General features: G+C 67.9%; 20 protein-coding genes. 9 read left to right on the top strand and 11 right to left on the bottom strand.

Translation table 11 applies throughout. The features are described from left to right. Positions 1-37 precede the first annotated feature (37 nt). From LL964_RS04630 to LL964_RS04610, 5 genes are all read left to right on the top strand, one after another. Positions 38-1,990 (top strand): SpoIIE family protein phosphatase, encoded by a 1,953-nt coding sequence (locus LL964_RS04630; RefSeq protein WP_228329384.1) that lies wholly within the window; start codon positions 38-40, stop codon positions 1,988-1,990. After that, positions 1,987-2,418, top strand: a complete 432-nt coding sequence (locus LL964_RS04625) for an ATP-binding protein (protein WP_104585949.1) — start codon at positions 1,987-1,989, stop codon at positions 2,416-2,418. Before LL964_RS04630 ends, LL964_RS04625 begins: the two co-directional genes overlap by 4 nt. Next, positions 2,415-2,834, top strand: coding sequence for an STAS domain-containing protein (locus LL964_RS04620; protein WP_104585951.1), 420 nt, complete (start codon positions 2,415-2,417; stop codon positions 2,832-2,834). The genes LL964_RS04625 and LL964_RS04620 overlap by 4 nt, the downstream gene beginning before the upstream one ends. Before the next feature lie 93 nt (positions 2,835-2,927). Further along, entirely contained in the window at positions 2,928-3,551 is a 624-nt protein-coding gene (locus LL964_RS04615) for an HAD hydrolase-like protein (RefSeq protein WP_104585953.1), read from the top strand. Between the two features lie 57 nt (positions 3,552-3,608). Then, positions 3,609-4,061 carry a hypothetical protein gene (locus LL964_RS04610; protein WP_228329380.1) on the top strand — a complete coding sequence of 151 codons (453 nt, stop codon included), beginning with the start codon at positions 3,609-3,611 and terminating at the stop codon, positions 4,059-4,061. Positions 4,062-4,215: 154 nt separating this feature from the next. Here LL964_RS04610 and LL964_RS04605 read toward each other — a convergent pair whose 3' ends face one another. The 9 genes from LL964_RS04605 to mdcA all read right to left on the bottom strand — a co-directional run bounded on the left by LL964_RS04605 (position 4,216) and on the right by mdcA (position 13,004). After that, the gene (locus LL964_RS04605) at positions 4,216-4,935 is read right to left on the bottom strand and encodes a GntR family transcriptional regulator (protein WP_104585955.1); all 720 of its coding nucleotides are present in this window, start codon (positions 4,933-4,935) and stop codon (positions 4,216-4,218) included. Positions 4,936-5,014: 79 nt separating this feature from the next. Next, positions 5,015-6,370, bottom strand: a complete 1,356-nt coding sequence (locus LL964_RS04600; RefSeq protein WP_104585957.1) for an SLC13 family permease — start codon at positions 6,368-6,370, stop codon at positions 5,015-5,017. A gap of 87 nt (positions 6,371-6,457) precedes the next feature. Next, the gene (gene mdcH / locus LL964_RS04595; protein ID WP_104585959.1) at positions 6,458-7,378 is read right to left on the bottom strand and encodes a malonate decarboxylase subunit epsilon; all 921 of its coding nucleotides are present in this window, start codon (positions 7,376-7,378) and stop codon (positions 6,458-6,460) included. A 130-nt stretch (positions 7,379-7,508) separates the two neighbouring features. Continuing rightward, positions 7,509-8,363 (bottom strand): triphosphoribosyl-dephospho-CoA synthase MdcB, encoded by an 855-nt coding sequence (gene mdcB, locus LL964_RS04590; protein ID WP_228329379.1) that lies wholly within the window; start codon positions 8,361-8,363, stop codon positions 7,509-7,511. Positions 8,364-8,665: 302 nt separating this feature from the next. Further along, the gene (gene mdcG, locus LL964_RS04585) at positions 8,666-9,307 is read right to left on the bottom strand and encodes a malonate decarboxylase holo-[acyl-carrier-protein] synthase (protein WP_104586473.1); all 642 of its coding nucleotides are present in this window, start codon (positions 9,305-9,307) and stop codon (positions 8,666-8,668) included. A 1-nt stretch (position 9,308) separates the two neighbouring features. After that, a complete protein-coding gene (gene mdcE, locus LL964_RS04580) occupies positions 9,309-10,013 on the bottom strand; it encodes a biotin-independent malonate decarboxylase subunit gamma (protein ID WP_104585961.1) in 705 nt (234 codons plus the stop codon). After that, positions 10,004-10,906: a biotin-independent malonate decarboxylase subunit beta gene (locus tag LL964_RS04575; protein ID WP_208621400.1), complete on the bottom strand. Its 903-nt coding sequence runs from the start codon at positions 10,904-10,906 to the stop codon at positions 10,004-10,006. Before LL964_RS04575 ends, mdcE begins: the two co-directional genes overlap by 10 nt. A gap of 124 nt (positions 10,907-11,030) precedes the next feature. Beyond that, positions 11,031-11,348, bottom strand: coding sequence for a malonate decarboxylase acyl carrier protein (mdcC, locus tag LL964_RS04570; protein ID WP_104585965.1), 318 nt, complete (start codon positions 11,346-11,348; stop codon positions 11,031-11,033). A gap of 9 nt (positions 11,349-11,357) precedes the next feature. Next, entirely contained in the window at positions 11,358-13,004 is a 1,647-nt protein-coding gene (gene mdcA / locus LL964_RS04565; RefSeq protein WP_104585967.1) for a malonate decarboxylase subunit alpha, read from the bottom strand. Between the two features lie 188 nt (positions 13,005-13,192). Between mdcA and LL964_RS04560 the strand changes: the two genes are divergently transcribed. Next, the gene (locus tag LL964_RS04560; RefSeq protein ID WP_104585969.1) at positions 13,193-13,726 is read left to right on the top strand and encodes a PadR family transcriptional regulator; all 534 of its coding nucleotides are present in this window, start codon (positions 13,193-13,195) and stop codon (positions 13,724-13,726) included. 388 nt (positions 13,727-14,114) lie between these two features. After that, positions 14,115-14,903 carry a siderophore-interacting protein gene (locus tag LL964_RS04555; protein ID WP_104585971.1) on the top strand — a complete coding sequence of 263 codons (789 nt, stop codon included), beginning with the start codon at positions 14,115-14,117 and terminating at the stop codon, positions 14,901-14,903. A 349-nt stretch (positions 14,904-15,252) separates the two neighbouring features. Here LL964_RS04555 and LL964_RS04550 read toward each other — a convergent pair whose 3' ends face one another. Continuing rightward, positions 15,253-15,984, bottom strand: a complete 732-nt coding sequence (locus LL964_RS04550; RefSeq protein ID WP_104585973.1) for a YceI family protein — start codon at positions 15,982-15,984, stop codon at positions 15,253-15,255. A 224-nt stretch (positions 15,985-16,208) separates the two neighbouring features. Next, entirely contained in the window at positions 16,209-16,799 is a 591-nt protein-coding gene (locus LL964_RS04545; protein ID WP_104585975.1) for a malonic semialdehyde reductase, read from the bottom strand. A 137-nt stretch (positions 16,800-16,936) separates the two neighbouring features. Between LL964_RS04545 and LL964_RS04540 the strand changes: the two genes are divergently transcribed. Continuing rightward, the gene (locus tag LL964_RS04540; RefSeq protein ID WP_104585977.1) at positions 16,937-17,884 is read left to right on the top strand and encodes a mitochondrial fission ELM1 family protein; all 948 of its coding nucleotides are present in this window, start codon (positions 16,937-16,939) and stop codon (positions 17,882-17,884) included. A 370-nt stretch (positions 17,885-18,254) separates the two neighbouring features. Further along, positions 18,255-19,715, top strand: coding sequence for a carbon-nitrogen hydrolase family protein (locus LL964_RS04535; protein ID WP_146092324.1), 1,461 nt, complete (start codon positions 18,255-18,257; stop codon positions 19,713-19,715). The last annotated feature ends 134 nt before the right edge of the window (positions 19,716-19,849 follow it).

Raw genomic sequence — 19,849 nt, 5'->3', positions numbered from 1 at the left:
GGTCACTCCACGCGTGCACTGGCGCCACAGCCTGCGCATGCGCGTGCTGCTGGCCGCCACCGCCGTGCTGGTGGTGCTGCTCGCCGTCCTGGGCACGGTGTTCTACCTGGGCGCACGCGCGGAGTTGGTGGAGGCCGCCCGCACCGAAGTGGACGGGCTGACCGAGCAGACCGCGCGCAGCCTGGCGGCGATGCTGGATTCGGTGCAGGTCAGCGGCCGCACGCTGGCCGCCAGCAGTGGCGCTGTGGGGCTGCAACCCTTCAATCTGCGCGCCCTGTTGCTGGCCACGCTCAGCGGCGACCCGGATATCGGTTCGGCACGTCTGATGATCGAACCGCGCACGCAGAAGGCCGGCGATACCGGCTTCGTGTGGAATGTGTACCGCGACGGCACGCGCATGGTGGAGAAGTCGGCGCTGGAAGTGGGCTACGACTACCGCGCGATGCCGTGGTACCAGCGCACCCTGCGCGAGGGCCGGACGTGGTGGTCCGAGCCGTACCTCAACAGCAACGGCGGCAACACGTTGTACACCAGCTACAACCTGCCGCTGCGGCGGCCCGGCGATGCGCCGGACGCGGCGCCGGTGGGCATGGTGAGCGTGGATCTGCCGCTGCAACACCTGCGCGAGATCGTCGAGCAGCTGCCGCGCGATATCGGGATCCAGCCGATGCTGCTGTCGCCGGAAGGGCGGCTGGTGTTCAGCCCGGACCCGGCGCTCAACCTGCATCACACGCTGGACAGCTACGTGGCGCGCTCGCGGCCCGATCTGCGGCCGTTGCAACGCGCGGTGGCGGCGGGCCAGCCGATCTCGTTCTCGCACACCGCGCCCGGCGGCGAGCGCTTCCTCACCCATAGCGCGGCGGTGGGGCACAGCGGCTGGACCTTCGTGCTGTCCGCCTCGGAAGCCTACGTGCTGTCGGGCCTGAACTGGCTGGCGGCGTGGGTGGCCGCGGCTGCGGTGCTGGGGGCCGCAGTGTGGTGGGGCTTGATGCGGCGGATCACGCGCACGCTGACGCGGCCGATCGAAGAACTGACCGACACCGCCGAGCATTTCCGGCGCGGCGAATTCGAGTACCCGCTGCGGCATATCGAACGCGCCGACGAAGTGGGCGTGATGGCGCGCGCCTTCGACAGCGCGCGCGATGCGATCCGCCACCACATCGCGCAGATCGGCGAGATGACCGCCGCGCGCGAGCGCATGCACAGCGAGCTGCAGATCGCGCGCGAGATCCAGCAGGCGATGCTGCCCTCCGGACGCACCTTCGATCGCGCCAGTTCGCACCTGGAAACCTGTGCCTGGCTGGAGCCGGCCAAGGCGGTGGGCGGCGACTTCTACCACTTCTTCGAAACCGAGCCCGGCCTGCTGTGGTTCGTGGTGGGCGACGTGTCCGACAAGGGCGTACCGGCGGCCCTGTTCATGGCGCGCGCGGTGAGCGTGCTGGAGATCGCCGCGCGCCGGCATACGCGCCCGGACGGGATCCTGATCGCCGCTTCCACCCGCCTGGCCGACAACAACGACACCTGCATGTTCGCCACCGTGCTGTGCGGCTTGATCAACGTGGTCAGCGGCGATTATTGGCTGGCCAGCGCCGGGCATGAGCCGCCGCTGCTGATCGACACCGATGGCCGCGCACAGCCGCTGCCCCTGGACACCGGCGCGCCGCTGGGCATCGAGCCGCAGACGACCTTCCCGGTGCTGCAGGGCCGCATGAGCGCCGGGCAGACGCTGCTGGGTTACACCGACGGGGTGACCGAGGCGATGGACGAGCACGGCGCCAGCTACGGGCTGGAGCGCCTGCTGGCCACGCTGCACCCGCGCCGCAGTGCGGCGGCGCAGTGCAAGGCGGTGATCGCCGACATCGCGCGCTTCACCGGCCAGGCCGAGCCCTACGACGACATCACGCTGCTGGCGATCCGGCTGCGGCAGGAGCATGCTGGGCAGGCGGAAGAGGCTGGCCGGGACCGTCCCGGAAAGGCGACCAGTACATGAAGTTCGATCTGGCCATTGCGCCATCGCTGGCCCAGCTGGCCGGCGCCAACGACGCGCTGGAAGACTCGCTGACGCGCGAAGGGCTGCACGCCGAACGCATCGGCCAGGTGCGGCTGATCGTGGAAGAGCTCGGCTGCAACGCGCTTACCCATGGCCAGTGCGTGGAGCAGCCGCTGCGCCTGAAACTGCAGCTGGACCCGCAGGCGCTGGTGCTGGAAATGCACGATCCGGGCAGCGCCTTCGACCCCTGCGCCGCGCCCATGCCCGACCTGGCCAGCGAGCTCGACGATCGCGCGATCGGCGGGCTGGGCCTGTTCCTGGTGCACCAGTTCGCCGATCACATCGACTACCGCCGCGATGGTGCATACAACATCGTGCGCATCACCCTGCTACACCCGTACGCCCCTGTCCCCGAGGCCCTGCCATGACCACGCTCGCGATCCAGATCGATCCGCCGCAAGACACCCGTCAACGCGTCATCCTGACCGGGCGGCTGGACACCCACACCTACCAGGACCTGGACGCGGCGCTGTCGCCGTTGCTGGGTACCCGCATCACCACCCTGGTGCTGGACCTGGCCGCACTGGAATACATCTCCAGCGCCGGTATCCGCAGCATCTTCAAGGCGCGCAAGGCGCTGGCCTCGCGCCACGGCAAGGTGCTGGTGACGCACCCGCAGCCGCAGATCCGCAAGGTCTTCGACATGGTGAAGGCCGTGCCGCTGAGCGATGTGTTCGCGTCCACCGAGGAGCTGGACGCCTACCTGGGCGCGATGCAGCGCAAGGTGATCGAGCAGAGTGCCCACGGCGACGCACCGATCGTGGCGCATTTCGCCGAAGCCTAGCCTTGCATCGCCTGCGCGTGCACGTGGGGACGTGTGCGCGTGGGAGCTGCGGGATGGGTTGGTAGGCTATGGCGCCCTGCGCCGCGCGTTGCCATGCCTGCACTGATCATTTTCGATTTCGACGGCACCCTGGCCGATTCGTTCGGCTTCTTCCTGAGCGCACAGCGCGAACTGGCCGAGCGGCACGGGTTCCGCGCGGCAGAAGCGCATGATGTAGACGCCGCGCGCAGGTTGAGTACGCGCGCACTGCTCAAACGCTCGGGTCTGCCGGCATGGCGGATTCCGCTGGTAGCGGCCGATTTCATTCGGCTGATGCGTGCAGCGCCGCCGGCGGCATTGTTTCCCGGCATCGCGGACGTGCTCGGCGCACTGCATGCGCGCGGCACGCGGCTGGCGCTGGTGTCGTCCAATTCGGTGGAGAACGTGCAGCGCGCACTGGGCGCAGCGCTGAGCGCGAAATTCGCCGTCATCGAGGGTGGCGCGCACCTGCTGGGCAAACAGCGCGCCCTGCGGCGTGTATTGCGAGCCACTGCGCATCTGCCAGCACAGGCCGTGTATGTCGGAGATCAGGTCGCCGACTGGGAAGCGGCCCAGGTGCTGGGGCTGCCGTTCGCTGCGGTTGCGTGGGGCTATGCGCATCCGGAGGCGTTTGCCGGGTTGGCAGGGACGCAGCTGATCGAGCGTGTGGAAGACCTGCTTGCGCTGGGCATGCGCTAGCACCAGGCGCGGCCCTCATCCGCCCTTCGGGCACCTTCTCCCACAGGTGGGAGAAGGATGGAGTACCGGCGCAGCGATCACTCCGTACGCCGATGGTTCCCCGAGCCCAGGCCGATCGTTGCCGATGCAGAGATTGGCTTGCTGTTGCTGTTGCTGTGGCCGTTGCCGTTGCCGTTGCCGTTGCTGTTGCCGTTGCTGTTGCCGTTGCTGTTGCCGTTGCTGTTGCCGTTGCTGTTGCTGTTGCCGTTGCTGTTGCCGTTGCTGTTGCTGTTGCTGTTGCTGTTGCTGTTGCCGTTGCCGTTGCCGTTGCCGTTGCCGTTGCCGTTGCCGTTGATCTTGCTTCACCCCGTCGCCTTAAAGCGAGCCGAGCACCGCAGTCACGCGTGGCCGAAGAGGCGCCCTTGTTTGAGCGCAGCGAGTTTGGGCGCCGTGCCGCGCGTGGCGAGGAGCACAGGGGACCGGCGCGGCTGTATTGCGCCGGCTCGCGTCGGGCGACAGCGGTTTTGGTGACTTTTGCCAAGACAAAAGTCACCCGCGCCGCCAGGCGCGGAAGCTTTTGCCCTTGCTTCAAGCCTCTTCCCCAAATCCCCAACTCAGGATCCTGGCCCACTGCGGCCCTGCAACGCCCTTCGCAGAACATCCCAAGACGCCAACGCCAAACCCACTACACCCCACCCGAGCGCGGCAACGGTGCCGGCACGTTCAACATGCCACCGGCCGCCACATAGGCTGCCAACGCCTGGCCCTGGCTCAGCAGATGCCCGTGCATGGTGCGCTCGGCACCTTCGGCATCGCCGCGCCGTACGCACTCCATCAATTGCCGGTGCTCGGCCAGCGATTGCGCCATCCGCCCCGGGGTCAGCAATTGTCGTCCGCGATGCATCTTGAGGATGCGGTGCAGGTCGTGGGTGACGCGGATCAGCCACGGATTGCCGGCGTAGTGCTGCACCGTTTCGTGGATGAGGTAATTGTTGCGGTAGTACTCGGCCAGATCGCCGGAGGCGGCCGAGGCCTCCATCGCCGCATGCAACTCTTCCAGGCGCTGCACACCGGCCGTATCGATGCGCTTGACCGCATCGTGCGCGCAGCGGCCTTCCAGCATCGCCATCACCGGAAACAGCTGGTTGAGGTCTTCCAGCGTCAGCCGGGTGACCCGGCTGCCGCGGCCGGCATCGATCTGTACCAGACCTTCGGCGGCGAGCAGCTTGAGGCTCTCGCGCAAGGGAGTGCGGCTGATGCCGAGCTCTTCGGCCAGCGCGGGTTCGTCGATCCATTCGCCCGGCGGCAGGACGTAGTCGTAGATCTTCTGACGCAGACGCTCGGCCACTTCCTCGTACAGCGGTACGCGCTTCTTGGCGCTGCGCGAATCAGGAGCGAGGGTCATGGTGGGCAGGTCGTCGGCATCGGAGCGGGAGCGTCCATTCTACCGGGGCGCCCCCGGGCCTCGCCCCATGCCGCCGATGTCACAACCAACCCGGCACCACGAACAGCAGCCATGCCGCCAGCGGTCCCAACGCGACCACCAGCCCGCTATAGACCAGAAAACGCCGGAACAGGCCATCACGCTCCTCCTTGGCAGCCGAGGCCACCACCAGCGCGCCGTTGGTGGAAAACGGGCTGACATCCACGATGGTGGACGAGACCGCCAGTGCGCAGATCACCCCGGCCGCGCCGAGCTGGCCCTGCATCAGGAACGGCACCGCCAGCGGGATGGTGGCGCCGAGCACGGCCGCCGAGGACGCGAACGCGGACACGATGCCGCCCACGTAGCAGACCAGCAACGCGCCCAGCAGCGGCATGCCGATATGCGAGACGCCGGTGCCGATGTAATCCACTGCGCCGGCTTTTTCCAGCACCGCCACGTAGGTCACCACGCCGCTGATCAGCAGTACGGTGGACCAGCTGATGCCATCCACCGCGCCCTTCTGCGCATTGGGCGAAATCAAGGCCAGCGCGACGGCGACGGTGATCGACACCAGGCCGACGTTGAGGTTGTAGACCAGCGCGGCCACGCCCAGGCCGAGCAAGCCGATCAGGGTGATCACGCGATCGCGGGTGATCGCCACCGACTCCAGCGCCAGCGGGTCGGTGGACAAGGTGCCACCACCGGCAGCGACCAGCGCGCCATGGCCTTCGATGGCGAAGCGACGTTGCGAGGCCTGATCGCCGGTGACCGGCACGTACTGCGCATCGGCCAGCGAGAGTTCGTGCCGGCGCATCAGCTTGAGCCCGCCGAAGGCGCAGAAGCACAGGATGGCCATCATCAGGTTGAAGCCAAGGCTGGTGAGGAATACCGCCATCTCGGTGACATCCAGCCCGGCCTTTTCCACCACCTTGTTGGTGATGCCGCCGTACACGCTGATCGGCGAAAACCCGCCGCCCTGCGCGCCATGGATCACCAGCAGGCCCATCATCAGGGGATTGATGCGGTACTGCTTGGCAAAGCGCAGCGCGACCGGGCCGATGATGGCCACCGCCGCCGGCCCCAGCGCACCGAACGCGGTGAGCAGGCCAGTGATGACGAACATCACCCACGGAATGGCGACGATGCGCCCGCGTACCGCGCGTACCGCCCAGTGCACCAGCAGGTCGATGGTGCCGTTCTTCTGCGCGATGGCGAACAGGTAGGTGATGCCGACCAGGGTCAGGAACAGATCGCCCGGAAAACCGGCCAGCACCTCCTTGCCGTCCAGCCCTACCCATAGGCCGCCGACGATGAACGCCAGCGCGAAGGCGACCGCGCCCATGTTGATGGGCAAGGCGGTGGCCACGATGAACATGACGACCAAGCCAAGAATCGTTGCAATTTGCGGGGTCATGCGCCCTCCCAGACACCTGATTCGCGTACAGCACGGATGGCCACCCGCCATCCAAGGGTCACGCCCTGCCTACCACCTGCGCGATCGTCATGCCGCGCGTTCGCACGCGGCGGTCACCCACTCCACCACCCCTCGGGTGCTATGGAACTCGTCCACCGCGCGCGCCTCGCAGCCCGGCACCGTTTCGCGCGCCATGCGCGCCAATGCACTGCCGGGGCCGAGTTCGAGATAGACGCGCGCACCGCGCTCGGCGGATTGCGCCAGCACGTCGTGCCAGCGCACGGTCTGCGCGATCTGCGCGGACAGGCTGTCGATGAGTTGCGCCGGCGCGGTGATCGCACGCGCATCGATACCGGCGAGCACACGCAGCGCTGGCGTGCGCAGCGTCGTCTTGCTCAGCTCGATCGCGAAGGCATCGGCTGCGGCGCGCAACCACGGCGTGTGCGCCGGCACACTGACCGGCAGCAGGCTGCTGCGTGCGCCACGCGCCTGTGCGTCGTCGCCTAGCGCCTGCAAGGCCGCGCGCGGGCCTCCCAGTACGGCGTGGTCGTCGCCGTTGACGATGGCCAATGCAGCGCCGTGGGTGTCGCACAGGCGGTGGAGCGTGGCGAGCGGCAGGCCGAGTACCGCCATCAGGCCCGCGTGCTCGGGGCTGGCGTCGTCCATCAGGCGGGCGCGGGTGGCTGCCAGCCGCAGGCAGGTGGCGATGTCGATGCTGCCGGCCACCGCATGCGCGGCGAGTTCGCCGACGCTGTAGCCCAGCGCCATCAGTGGTGTCGGCAACTGGTCGCGCAGCAGTTGCCACTGCGCAAGGATGCCGGCGCAGACCAGTGGCTGGGCGACGGCGTTGGCGTAACGGCCCGGATCGGCGGCCAGCGTCTGCGGTGCTGCGCCGAGGACATCTTCGGCACCTGCAAGCACGGCAGCCGCAGCGGGCACCTCGGTGAGCCGCGCGAACATGTCCGGGTGCTGGCCACCTTGGCCTGGGCAGAGGATGGCCAGGCTCATGCGCTCGCCTGGCTACGGTTGATTTGATGATGACTGCTGGAGCTGCCCTCATCCGCCCTTCGGGCACCTTCTGCCGTGGACGGGAGAAGGGTGGCAATTCGTGCGACGGCCGGCGGAGACGTGTGGCTGCTCATAGACGCTGCTGACCGTGCAGGAACCATGCGCAGGCCAGCAGATCGGCGCTGCCGCCGGGGCTGAGCCGGCGTTCGACGAAGCCTGCGCCGATCGCGCTCAGCCGTTGGTGCCAGTTCGGTTGCGCAGTGCCGCCATCGGCAAGAAAACGCAGCGCCTGAGCCTTGGCGTAGGCGAGCCCATCGGCGCCGCCCCGATGCAACAGGTTGAGATCGTCCACGCATGCGATCAACTGCATCAAGGTCTGGCTGAGCGCGGCCTGCTGCGTGCCGCCGGCCTGCAGGGTGGCGCGCAGGGTCGGCAGCGCCACCTCGCGCAATACCGGATAACCCATCGCGGCCTGCTCGCGCACACCGGCCACCTTGTGCAGCGCACGCATGCGCTGGCCATTGCTGTGCGGATCCAGCGGTGCGGTGAGCAAGGCCTGCCGCCAGACCTGCACGCCCTTGCAGACAGCGTCGGCATCGGCCGGCCGATCGGATGCGGCATGCAGGCGTGCAGCCTGCGCGGTCAGCAGGCCAAGACTGAAAATGGCACCGCGGTGGGTATTGACGCCGCCGGTGGCGCGTTGCATGGCCGCTTCGGCGGCGATGCCCAGATCGCGCAGCCGCGCGAACGGCGCATCGTCGATGCCGGCCTGGGCAATGGCGACGAAGTAGCCGCGCAACGCGAACAGGCTGCGCAGAAACATGGCCGCATCCATATCGGTATGGCTGCCGCTGTCGAACGGCGTGACCAGGCCGGGCTTGGGAGCGCAGGCCAGCTCAGCATGCAGCGCGGCAACGGCGAGACGACCGAGCCGATAAGCCAGTGGGCTGGCGCTCGACTGACCCAGGAGCGGAATGCACTGCATCGCGATATGGGCGCTGCGGTGGCGCTCAGCTGCGCGCGACTGGACGGCCTGCACTGGCCGTCCCTGGCGTGCAGGTTGTCTGGCGACTGCCGCTGAAGCCGGTACTTCGCGCTGACCACGATCGGGGACAGCACGACGGGGAGCTGCGCTGCGCGCAACCGCAACCGCAACCGTCGGATCGGACGAGAGGGCGGAGGCCAGGCACCGCGTCGGCTCAGGTGGCGGCATCAGGTCGCCCTGCAAGAAAGCGGCGCGTGGCACTGCCATGGTCCCGGGATGGCGCCCGTGATCTTTCAGCACCGTCATGCTGCGCTCCAGAGCGGGAGCAAGTTCGCCCGCGGCAGCAGGCGGCAGCTGGTGCTGGATTTCACCAGCACCTGTTGCGCGCTGCCGGCGTATTCGCGCCAGTTCACCGCCATGTCGTCGGGCAGCAACAGTTCGCCATCGGCGCGCTGCCCGTAGCGCCGTTCCCAACGCTGCAGCAGCGCCACCACCGTCTGCGCCTGCTCGGCGGTATCGACGGTCCACAGCAGATCCAGATCCGATTGTGCGTGCACATAGGCCAGGCCGGTCAGGGCCTGCCAGGCGTAGCTGCCGAACACCCGTGGGTGCAGCGCATGGGCACGGCAGTGCGCAAGCAATGCCTGCAATGCCGGTTGTGCCGCCTGCGGCGCGTGCGCGACCGCCGTCTCCAATGCGAGCGGTGCGGTGCAGCGTGCAAGCTCGCAAACACGCGCGGTCAGTGCCAGGCGCTGTTTGGCTTCGCCAGGCGGCAGCGGCACACCCAATTGCAGCACGCCTGGCGCCTCGCTGCCGTTGCGCCGCGCCACCACCGCCGGCAGGCCGGCGGCGAACCATTGCTGCAACCGTGGCTGCGCGCCCGGCGTCAGCGCCTGCCACTGCGCGGCAGGACGCAACCACACCAATGCGTGGCGGCCGATCATGTCAGGCCTCGCCTGCGGCCACGGCGGCAGCGACATCGCATGCCAGGGTGCGGCCACCGCGTTGCGCGCCACGCAGGCGACGGCGGTCGCCTTCGGCAGGTGCGGCCAGGGCATCGAGCAGCGCCTGCGCCAGATCGCCCTCCCACAGCGCGTCCACCGCGCCCATGCGCACATAGTTCTCCACACCCGGCGCGAACACCGGCGAGTGCTGGCTCAGCGCCTGCAAGGTCTCCACCGATTGCTTGGTCACCCGCGCCATCGCGCGCAGGTCCATCACGCGCACCTGCGCACTCGGCAAGGCATGGATGCGATCGGCCATCAGGCCGTAGGACAGGAATCCGCCGCTGACCGCTTCGCCATAGACCAGGGTGACCAGGCGTGCGCCGCGCTGACGCGCCAGCTCCAGTGCGCGCGCCAGGTGCGCGAAATAGCCGTTGATGCCGAGCAGCTCGTCGCGCCGCGCGAGCCGCTGCCCGGCAGTGTCGACCAGCATCACGATCGGCTGCTGTGGAGCGGCGCGGGTGCTGGCCAGCACGCTGGCGGCCAGCGCCAGCGCATGGTCCACACCCACTTCCAACTGATTGGCGGTGCCGATCACCGTGACCTCGCCTGCGGCGGTGGTGGCGCTACCGCTGAGCACGTCATGGTTGCGCGCGATGGCGTGACCGAGCGGAAACAGCTGGTCAAGCAACTGGCTCAGTTCCATGGCAGGCTCCGGTCCGCGGTGGCGGCAAGAAAGGCGTCGGTGTCCAGCAGCGGCAGCCGCTGCGCATCGGCGATACCCTGACGGTTCCAGATCTCCAGCCCGTCGCGGCAATCGCCGTAGGCCTCGATGCGCGCAGACAATTGTTGATGCGCGCGTTCCAGCGATTGCAGTGCGGCATCGCCGGTCGGTTCGACGAGCGTGTCCAACGTGCCGGCTGCGGCCTCGGCGAACGCGGCGATGCGATCGGCCACCAGGGTCTGCGCCTCGCCGAGCAGGTAGCGATGCTTGCCACCGGTGACGCGCCATACCAGCGCGCGGTCACGGGCATCGAATTCCTCCACACCACGCACGGTCTCGATCACGTCCGGGCCGGACAGCGACAGGCGGCCCTCTTCGGACATGATCACCGCGCTGCAGCAGCGCGCCACGATGCCCATGCCGCCGAAGGCGCCGTTGCCGCTGCCGATCAGCGCCAGGACCGGGATGCCGGCGCCGCGCGCATGCAAGGTGGCGCGCATCACCTCGGAGATGGCGATCAGGCCGGCGTTGGCTTCATGCAGACGCACGCCGCCGGTATCGAGCAGCAGCAGCACCGCATCGGGCCGGGTGGCGGCTGCACGTTCCAGCAGGCCGGTGAGCTTGGCGCCGTGCACCTCGCCGACGCCGCCGCCCATGAAGGCGCCCTGCTGCGCGGCGATCAGGACCTTGCGCCCACGCAACGTGCCTTCACCGACGACGATGCCGTCATCGAAGGCGCCGGGGGTCTCCAGTTGCGCCAGGTGCGGACTGATCAGGCGACGGCGCGGGCCGACGAATTCGCGGAAGCTGCCGGCATCCAGCAACCCATCGAGACGCTCGCGGGCATCGGCTTCGTAGTAGCTGCGTTCGGCCATGGGGATGGTGGTGCTCATGCGCGGCTCCGGATGGCATGCGCAGAAACGCACCTGGGCGCGATTCGGGCATCGACGCGAAGGCCCATCGCGCGCGGGAGGGTTGCTACGGGAGAGACGGGTTGGCTCATGCGTCCGCTCCTTGCAACACGTCCAGCGCCTGGTCCAGGCGTAGGCGCACGACCGCCGGGGTGGCGCCGACGTCGTTGATGCTGATGCGTACATCGCGCAGCGGATGGCGCGCGGCAAAATCGTCCAGTACCGCCTGCCAGATCGCGCCGAAACCACGCGCGGCGGTGAGGATCTCGATCTCCATCGCGCCATCCAGCGGCACGCGCTCGACCAGCACTTCCAGGTTGCCAGAGGCGACCACGCCCACCAGCGCATGCTCCAGACCCGTGCGCGCACTGCGCTGGCCGTCGAAACGATAACGAAGGGTTTCCATGCCGTGCCCTTACCAGTTGCGAAAACGTTTCGGGGGGTCGTACAAGCCGCCGGACCAGCGCACCAGATCCTTGACCGTGCGCGCGGCGAGCAGATCACGGGTGGCATCGCGCGGCCGGATGCCCAGGTCTTCCGGCCGTTTGATGACGCCGCGATCGCGCAGGTTTTCGACCGCGCGTTTGTCGCGGCCCAGGCCGACGGCGGTGTAGCCGGACACGCCACGGATCGCCTGTTCGCGCTCTTGCGGTGTGCGGCACAACAGCAGGTTGGCGATGCCTTCTTCGGTCAGCACATGGCTGACGTCGTCGCCGTAGATCATCACCGGCGGCAACGGCAGGTTGGCCCGCTCGGCCAGCTCCCAGGCGTCGAGCCTGTCGACGAACGCAGGCGCCATGTGCTCGCGGAAGGTTTCCACCATCTGCACCACCAGCTTGCGCCCGCGCGGCATCTCGCCCGGCCGTGCGGCTTCGCGCCCGGCCTTGAGCCAGGCATCGCTGGCATGCCGGCGGCCGCGCGCATCCGATCCCATGTTGGGCGCACCACCGAAACCGGCAATGCGGTCGCGCGTGGCGGTGGAGCTGTTGCCCTGCAGATCGATCTGCAGGGTGGAGCCGATGAACATGTCGCAGGCATACAGGCCGGCCGTCTGCGACAGCGCGCGGTTGGAACGCATGCTGCCGTCGGCACCGGCGAAGAACACATCTGGGCGCGCGGCGATGTAGGCCTCCATGCCCAATTCCGAGCCGAACGAATGCACCGATTCCACGAAGCCCGATTCGATCGCCGGGATCAGCGCCGGATGCGGATTGAGCGCCCAGTGCCGGCAGATCCTGCCCTTCAGCCCAAGCGATTCGGCGTAGGTGGGCAGCAGCAGTTCGATCGCAGCGGTGTCGAAGCCGATGCCATGGTTGAGCCGCTGCACGCCGTATTCGGCGTAGATGCCCTTGATGGCCATCATTGCCATCAGCACCTGGATCTCGGAGATCTGCGCTGGGTCGCGGGTGAACAGTGGTTCGATGTAGGAGGGCTTGGGCGCCTGGGTGACGAAGTCCACCCAGTCGGCCGGGATGTCCACGCGCGGCAGCGTGTCCACGATCTCGTTGACCTGCGCAATCACGATGCCGCCCTTGAACGCGGTGGCCTCCACGATCACCGGGGTGTCTTCGGTATTGGGGCCCGTGTAGAGATTGCCGTGGCGGTCGGCCGCCTGCGCGGTGACCAGCGCGATGCGCGGGGTCAGGTCGATGAAGTAGCGGCCAAACAGCTCCAGATAGGTGTGAATGGCGCCGATCTCGATGCGGCCTTCACTCACCAGCCCGGCCAGGCGCGCGGCCTGCGGGCCGGAGAACGAAAAATCCAGCCGCTTGGCGATGCCGCGTTCGAACACATCCAGATGCGCGGCCAGCGACAGCACCGATTGCACCATGTGCAGGTCGTGCACGCGCGCCGGATCCACTTCGGTAAGACAGCGCGCCAGGAAATCGGCCTGCTTCTGGTTGTTGCCTTCCAGACACACGCGGTCGCCCGGCTCGATCACCGCCTCCAGCAACGCGACCACGTCCTCGGCGGCCACCACCCGCCCGCGCGGTGCGAGCGCGGCGGCGCGCTGCAGGCGCAGGCGTCGACTCTCGGCCTGAGTGTCCCACTGTGGACTCATGCGCGTTGCCTTACCGGGCGAACCCGTAATGTCTATGTAATTACATCGTAATTACGACGATCAACCCTGTCTAGACGCGATGCAACATCGGAACCCGGCGAGGCGGCTGGCGGCTGGCAGACCCGACGCACTTGCGGATGCAGCAACTTCGATATATCGTTTCTGCAGGATTCGATATATCGAATACAATGCCCCCCGCCCATCGCAGCCTTGCCGAACTGGATGCACTCCCACGCCTTTCATCAGGGCGCAGCGATCCCCGTGCCCGGCCACTGGAACATGGCGATCTGCGCCTGCTGGTACTGGCACTGATCGAACAGCAGCCGCGCCATGGCTACGAACTGATGCGGCAGATCGCCGCACTCTTCAAAGGGCTGTACACGCCCAGCGCCGGCGCGATCTATCCGGTGTTGGCGCAACTGGAATCGGACGGGCTGGTGCAGGCCGAAGCCCAGCAAGGCCGCAAGCGTTATCGGATCAGCGACGCAGGGTTGCGCTATGCCGGCGAGCAACGCGATGCGCTGGATGCCGCGCACGCACGCAGCCAACGGCGTGCGCGCGAGTTGATCAAGGCGCAAACCCCCGCCCCGATCCGCGACGCGATCCACCGCATCAAGCACAGCCTGTTTTCACGGCACGGGCAATGGAGCGATGCCGAAACCGCACGCATCGCCGCCCTGCTCAACGCCGCCGCCGACGGCATGGAGCAAGACGGTGCGTGAGCGCGTGTGTTTGCCGCCTGTGTCTTTCCAGCCTGCGCGGGCCCGGGACGCGGTCGGCGGCGGCTGTGGGCCTCCTGACATGGAATGCGCGCCAGACGCGCTGTGGTTCGAGGCGATTGCCGCAAGCGCTCGCGCAGCGAGCAACAACGCACTGCAGTGAACGTAGCAAGCGACGCATCTGCATCGTTGCAACCACATGAGGCTTCGCGCGCACCCTCATCCGCCGCTGCGCGGCAGCTTCTCCCGAGGGGAGAAGGATAGGCACTGCCTTGGCTGTTGCGCCTGTGACGCCATCGATTTCGACCTTCATCGTGTTTCATCACTCCACTCCCCACGCCGTATCGCGAACAGCCGTATCGCCAAACGGTACCCACAGGACTCCCACTTCATGGCTGCACATACCAACACCCAACTCCGCCGCGACCCGCGCCTGCGTACCGTGCAGGTGGTGCGCTGCGAATCGATCACGCCGCAGATGCGTCGCGTCGTGTTCGGCGGCAGCGCGTTGGCCGGCTTCCAGAGCGAGGCGCCGGACGATCACGTCAAACTGTTCTTCCCCAATGCCGATGGCGCCTTTGTGTTGCCGACGATGACGCCGGAAGGACCGCGTTACCCCGAGGGCGCGCTCCCCTCGGCCAGCCGCGACTACACCCCGCGCCTGTTCGACCCGCAAAGTGGCGAGCTGAGCATCGACTTCGTGCTGCACGGCGATGGCGTGGCGACCAGTTGGGCCGCGCAAGCGCAGCCAGGCGATGCGCTGTGCATCGGCGGCCCGCGCGGCTCGTTCCTGGTGGCCGACGACTACGACCACTACGTCCTGATCGGCGACGAAACCGCGCTGCCGGCGATCGGCCGATGGCTCGAGGCGATGCCGGCGGACATGCATGCCGAAGTATTCATCGAAGTGGCCGATGCAGCCGAACGCCAGGAACTGCTGAGCGCCGCCGACGTGGATGTGTACTGGCTCGAACGCAACGGCTTCGACGCGGCCAGCAGCACCTTGCTGGAAGACAGCCTCCGCGACTACGAGCCGCACGATGGCGACACCTTCTACTGGATCGGTGCCGAGTCGATGCGCACGCGTGCCATGCGCAAGTTCATCGAAGAACACTTGGGCGTGGACAAGGACTGGATCCGCGCCAAGGGTTACTGGAAGGCGCATTCCGCAGAGGAGTGATGCGCTACGCGCGCTTCTTGCCGGAGCGCGCCCGAGCGGATTGCGGTTTCATCGCGATAACGTGCCTTGGCGGCGGGTCTATCGGTCACGCGTTCGCGACCAGGGCCGCTCCTACACAAGCCGGCATGCTCGCTGCCATTCCTGGCGTGCAGCATCCTGCCGCCGGAGCGCACCCGGGCGCGACAGGGCTTTCCCGTGATGGCCGCATCTTGTTGGTGAGTTCATCGATCACGCATTCGCCGGAATGACAAAGCGCGCTGCGTATACAAGCAAAAGCCCGCCGGATGGCGGGCTCTCGCGTTGCGGCATCGGGCCATTGCGTGCACCGATGCCGCGCTCTGCGCGGGAGTTACTTCGCGGCAGCAGCATCGCCCGCCTTGGCCTGCAGGGCCTCGGTGGTGATGCGGATCTTGACCTCGTCGCTGACGTTGGGCGCGTACTGGCCCACGCCGAAATCGCTGCGCTTGATCGTGGTGGTGGCGTCGAAGCCGGCAGCCGGGACCTTCTTCATGGGGTGCTCGCCGGCACCGTTGAGGGTGACGTCCAATACCACCGGCTTGGTCTGGTCCTTGATGGTCAGGTCGCCGGTGACGGTGAGCTTGTTGTTGCCGGCCGCTTCGACCTTGGTGCTCTTGAAGGTGGCAGTCGGGAACTTGGCCGCATCGAAGAAGTCCCCGCTCTTCAGGTGTTCGTCGAACTTGGCGGTGAAGCTGTTCAGGCCGGACAGCGGCAGCGTGACCTGCACGGTGGACTTGGTCACGTCGGCGGCGTCGTACACCAGGGTGCCGTCGACATTGCCGAAGTGCGCGCTCGGGTTGGAGAAGCCGAAGTGGCTCCACTGCGCGATCACGTCGGTGTGGGTCGGGTCCAGGGTGTAGGTGCCGGACGCCACCTGCACCGCCGGCGCGGTGGATGCGGCCGCTTCGGCAGCCGCAGGCGCCGGGGCGGCTGCAGTCTCGGCCGGGGCGGTCGCCGCCGGCGTTTCGGCAGCGGGCGCGCCGGCGTTGTCGGCCGGCTTGGAGCAGGCGGCGATGGCAACGGTCAGAGCGAGCGGCAGCAACAGCTTGTGGGTGGTCTTCATTGAAACTCCATGGGATGAGAGACGCGTCGGAGAACGCGGGTGGGACAAACGCAGACGGACGAGGACTGCATGAAACCTGAAACGGGCACACCGGGGCGACGCAACCACCCTAACGACCGGCCACCGGCCGGACAAGCACGCAGCGCAAGCAACACCCACGCGCCACGGCCAGCCGCCTGGCTGGCAGCGCACTGCAGCGAGGCAGCGCGCCACCCATGCCGGCATCATTCGAACCGCGCGGCCTCCTCGAAGCTCAGGCGCGGCAGGCGCGGGAACACCGCCGACGGATCGCCGTAGCCGAGATTGACCAGGAAATTGGATTTGATCGGCGTGCCGGCGAAGAACGCCGCATCCACCTTGGCGTTGTCGAAGCCGGACATCGGGCCGGCATCCAGCCCCAGCGCACGCGCGGCCAGGATCAGGTAGGCGCCCTGCAGCGAGCCGTTGCGGAACGCCGACTCGGCGCGCCCCTCGCGCGGGCCATCGAACCAGCTCTTCGCATCGGCATGCGGGAACAGATACGGCAGCTTTTCGTGGAAGTCCTCGTCATGCGCCACGATCACCGTCACCGGCGCGGCCAGGGTCTTGGCGGCATTGCCTTCGGACAGTGCCGGCTTGAGCTTGGCCTTGCCTTTGGCGCTGGTCACGAACACGAAACGCGCCGGGCCGCTGTTGGCGGCCGTGGGGCCCCACTTGACCAGCTCGTAGAGCTCGCGCAGCAGCTCCTGGCTGACCGGCGTGTCGGCAAACGCGTTCTGCGTGCGGGCGGTACGGAACAGCTGGTCCAGTGCGGCGGCGTTGAGCGAATCGGACATGGGCACTCCTGACGAAGGGGGAACGGCGCGACGGTCGGCTGCGGCATCGGCGCCAGTGTGAAGAGTGCCAGTGTAGAGTGGCGCGATTGCCGCCACACGCATGCAATCTGAAACAAATCTATGTCGGATGTGAAACGATGCCGGTGACCTGGGCGCTGAGCGATGGCCGCGCCGGCAATGCGCGCCAGGCCGAAGCCCTGGCGCGCGCGCTGCAGCCCGAAGTGTTCCAGCCCCTGCATCTGCAGGCCCTGGCGCCCTGGCGCTGGCTGGCGCCGCGGCGGCTGCCCGGTGCGCAACAGGCGTTTGGCGCAGCGTTCGCCCGGCTGCAGCAACAGCCGCCGGCGCTGGCCATCGGTTGCGGCCGGCAGGCAGCATTGGCCACCCGGCTGCTGCGTGCCCGTGGCAGCCGCAGCGTGCAGATCCTGGATCCACGGCTGGCGCCGCATCACTGGGACCTGCTGATCGTGCCCGAGCACGATGCGCTGCGCGGCAGCAACGTGCTCACCCTGCTCGGCAGCCTGCATCCGGTGGACGATGCCTGGCTGGCGGCCGGGCGCACGGCCTTCCCCGCACCCGGCCGGCTGCCAGGCCCACGGCTGGCATTGCTGATCGGCGGACCCACCGCGCAGGTTCCGTGGACGTCACCGGCGCTGGCGGCGCTGTGCACCCACCTGAGCGCCCAATTGCGCGCGCTCGGCGGCAGCCTGCTGGTCACCACCTCGCGCCGCACCCCGGTCGAGGCATTCGCCCCGCTGCGTGCGGCCTGCGCCAGATTGCCGCATCTGCTGTGGTGCGATGAACGCGACGGCCCCAACCCGTATGCCGGCCTGCTGGGCTGGGCCGACGCGATCGTGGCCACCGCCGATTCGGTCAACCTGCTCTCCGAAGCCTGCGCCACGCGCGTGCCGGTGGCGGCCGCCTTCGGCGACTGCGCAAGCGGCCGGGTCGGCAGCTACCTGCAGTCGCTGCGCCACCGCCAACGGCTGCATGCCGTCGATGCACTGCTTGGCGCCGAAACCGACATCGCGCCGGTGCGCGAAACCGCGCGCATCGCCGAGCAGGTGCGTGCGCGCCTGTGGCGATGACTCATACGCGGCGCACTGGCGTCTGGAACACGACCACAGCAGTCAATCGACACGGAATCCAGCTGCAGGCGGCTCGCGCAACGCAGTCGATCGAGGAGAAGTGTCGTCGCGCGTGATGCGCCGACCGTTGCGCAAACGCTGGCTGCGGCTGCAGTCGCCACGCACGACGCGATGCGCCGATCATGCAGGCGCGGCACCATCGCGCACGAGACGTCTACCGCCTACGGACGATGACTCGCAGCGATGCCTGCCGACTGCGAGCTGCTTCAATGCGTGCGACGGCGGCATCCTGCCAACAATGACTGATGACACTGCTGCGTGATCGGCAGACTTGCACACACTGCGTGCCACGCTCGTCACCGGACCGATCATGCAACACACTGCGATGCCACCCTCACGCCTGTTGCCGGTCTCGCTCGCCGCCGGTGCTGCGCTGTGGTTGGGGGTGGGCCTCGCCCCTGCATGGTGGTGGGTGTGGCTGGCACCAGTGCCGCTGTTGTGGTTGGCCTTGTCGATCCAACGCACTGGGCAGGCGCGGGTAGCGGTGGCGATCGCCACCCTGTTGGCGGCCACGCGCTATGCATCCTATTTCGACCTGGTGATGCCGCTCCCGGCAGCGGTGCTGGCTACCTGCGGCGTCGGCGCGCTCTGGTATGTCGTCGTGATGACCACGCGCGCACTGGTGCAACGCCTGCGCACCGGCTGGAGCGTGCTGGCCTACCCGCTGGTATGGGTCACCGTGGATCTGTTGATGGCCCAGCTACTGCCCGATGGCAATTGGGGCAGCCCTGCCTACACGCAGGCGGCGGTCCTGCCGTTGCTGCAACTCACCGCAGTGGCCGGCGTGTCCGGCCTGCTGTTCGTGCTGTGCCTGCTGCCATCGCTGCTGGCAGTGCTGCTGTGGCGCGGCCACCGGGTGCAGCGCCCGGTGGCGCTGGCAGGTGCGGTACTCCTGGTCCTGGCGGCGGGCACCGGTGGTGGCCTGTGGCGTCTGCAGACACCGCCGGCAGGCACCCCGACGAAGATCGGCCTGGCCTCCATCGACGAGCCCATCAATGCAGTGGCCACGCCGACGTATTGGCGTCCCATTCGCGACCGCTACGATGCGATGATCGGCGAACTGGCTGCGCAAGGCGCACAGATCGTGGTGCTGCCGGAAAAGATCGCCGTGCTGCCGCCGGCAGAGCTGGCACGCTGGCAAGCGCACTTCGCGGCGCTGGCCCGCGCGCATGGGCTATGGCTGGTGGTGGGGATCGCCGAACACGGCTCACACCCCCACAACCTGGCATGGCTGTTCGATCCCGCTGGGCAGCGGGTGCTGAACTATGACAAGCATTTCCTCGCACCGCCCGAACGCGCGCAGGCGTACGCGAGCGGCACGGCGTACGCGCTGCATGCCATCGGCGATGCGCGGTTCGGTCTGGCCATCTGCAAGGACATGATGTTCGCGCGGCTCGCACGCGCCAACGGTCAGCGCAATGCGGCGATGATGTTGGTGCCGGCGTGGGATTTCGCCTATCGCGATGCGTGGATGTCGGCGCACATGACCGTGCTGCGCGGGGTGGAAAACGGCTATGCAGTGGCTCGCAATGCGCGCGAGGGATGGTTGATCGTCAGCGATGCACATGGCCGCGTGCTCGCACAGACCGCCAGTGCGCCGCTGCCGGGTACCAGCATGCTGGTCAGCGTACCGGTGGGGTCACAGCTGCCAACGCTGTATACCCGTGTGGGCGATCTGTTTGGCTGGCTGTGCGCATTGGCCGTGCTGGTGCTGGCAGGTGTGGCGTATCGCGGTGCTGCAGGCATGCGACATGCACCTGCCGATCGCTGAGTGCGCTGTTGCCAGATGAGTCCACGGCCACTGTTCGCTGCGATCACGGTGCGCCGGCTCTTCAGCGTCCTTGCCAGTTTTGCAGGCGCACCCGGGCGCGACGGGTGTTATCGGCAAGGCCCGTCGCGCCCGGG

It is taken from the genome of Xanthomonas melonis (assembly GCF_020783655.1).
Taxonomy (GTDB): Bacteria; Pseudomonadota; Gammaproteobacteria; order Xanthomonadales; family Xanthomonadaceae; genus Xanthomonas; species Xanthomonas melonis.
This window is presented reverse-complemented; position numbering and strand designations above follow the sequence as displayed.

Excerpts from the sequence above, each read along its gene's own strand:
- LL964_RS04630 (WP_228329384.1), top strand. The coding sequence starts at position 38 with ATGCGCGTGCTGCTGGCCGCCACCGCCGTGCTGGTGGTGCTGCTCGCC.
- LL964_RS04625 (WP_104585949.1), top strand. The coding sequence starts at position 1,987 with ATGAAGTTCGATCTGGCCATTGCGCCATCGCTGGCCCAGCTGGCCGGC.
- LL964_RS04620 (WP_104585951.1), top strand. The coding sequence starts at position 2,415 with ATGACCACGCTCGCGATCCAGATCGATCCGCCGCAAGACACCCGTCAA.
- LL964_RS04615 (WP_104585953.1), top strand. The coding sequence starts at position 2,928 with ATGCCTGCACTGATCATTTTCGATTTCGACGGCACCCTGGCCGATTCG.
- LL964_RS04610 (WP_228329380.1), top strand. The coding sequence starts at position 3,609 with ATGGAGTACCGGCGCAGCGATCACTCCGTACGCCGATGGTTCCCCGAG.
- LL964_RS04605 (WP_104585955.1), bottom strand. The coding sequence starts at position 4,935 with ATGACCCTCGCTCCTGATTCGCGCAGCGCCAAGAAGCGCGTACCGCTG.
- LL964_RS04600 (WP_104585957.1), bottom strand. The coding sequence starts at position 6,370 with ATGACCCCGCAAATTGCAACGATTCTTGGCTTGGTCGTCATGTTCATC.
- mdcH (WP_104585959.1), bottom strand. The coding sequence starts at position 7,378 with ATGAGCCTGGCCATCCTCTGCCCAGGCCAAGGTGGCCAGCACCCGGAC.
- mdcB (WP_228329379.1), bottom strand. The coding sequence starts at position 8,363 with ATGCAGTGCATTCCGCTCCTGGGTCAGTCGAGCGCCAGCCCACTGGCT.
- mdcG (WP_104586473.1), bottom strand. The coding sequence starts at position 9,307 with ATGATCGGCCGCCACGCATTGGTGTGGTTGCGTCCTGCCGCGCAGTGG.
- mdcE (WP_104585961.1), bottom strand. The coding sequence starts at position 10,013 with ATGGAACTGAGCCAGTTGCTTGACCAGCTGTTTCCGCTCGGTCACGCC.
- LL964_RS04575 (WP_208621400.1), bottom strand. The coding sequence starts at position 10,906 with ATGGCCGAACGCAGCTACTACGAAGCCGATGCCCGCGAGCGTCTCGAT.
- mdcC (WP_104585965.1), bottom strand. The coding sequence starts at position 11,348 with ATGGAAACCCTTCGTTATCGTTTCGACGGCCAGCGCAGTGCGCGCACG.
- mdcA (WP_104585967.1), bottom strand. The coding sequence starts at position 13,004 with ATGAGTCCACAGTGGGACACTCAGGCCGAGAGTCGACGCCTGCGCCTG.
- LL964_RS04560 (WP_104585969.1), top strand. The coding sequence starts at position 13,193 with ATGCCCCCCGCCCATCGCAGCCTTGCCGAACTGGATGCACTCCCACGC.
- LL964_RS04555 (WP_104585971.1), top strand. The coding sequence starts at position 14,115 with ATGGCTGCACATACCAACACCCAACTCCGCCGCGACCCGCGCCTGCGT.
- LL964_RS04550 (WP_104585973.1), bottom strand. The coding sequence starts at position 15,984 with ATGAAGACCACCCACAAGCTGTTGCTGCCGCTCGCTCTGACCGTTGCC.
- LL964_RS04545 (WP_104585975.1), bottom strand. The coding sequence starts at position 16,799 with ATGTCCGATTCGCTCAACGCCGCCGCACTGGACCAGCTGTTCCGTACC.
- LL964_RS04540 (WP_104585977.1), top strand. The coding sequence starts at position 16,937 with ATGCCGGTGACCTGGGCGCTGAGCGATGGCCGCGCCGGCAATGCGCGC.
- LL964_RS04535 (WP_146092324.1), top strand. The coding sequence starts at position 18,255 with ATGCAACACACTGCGATGCCACCCTCACGCCTGTTGCCGGTCTCGCTC.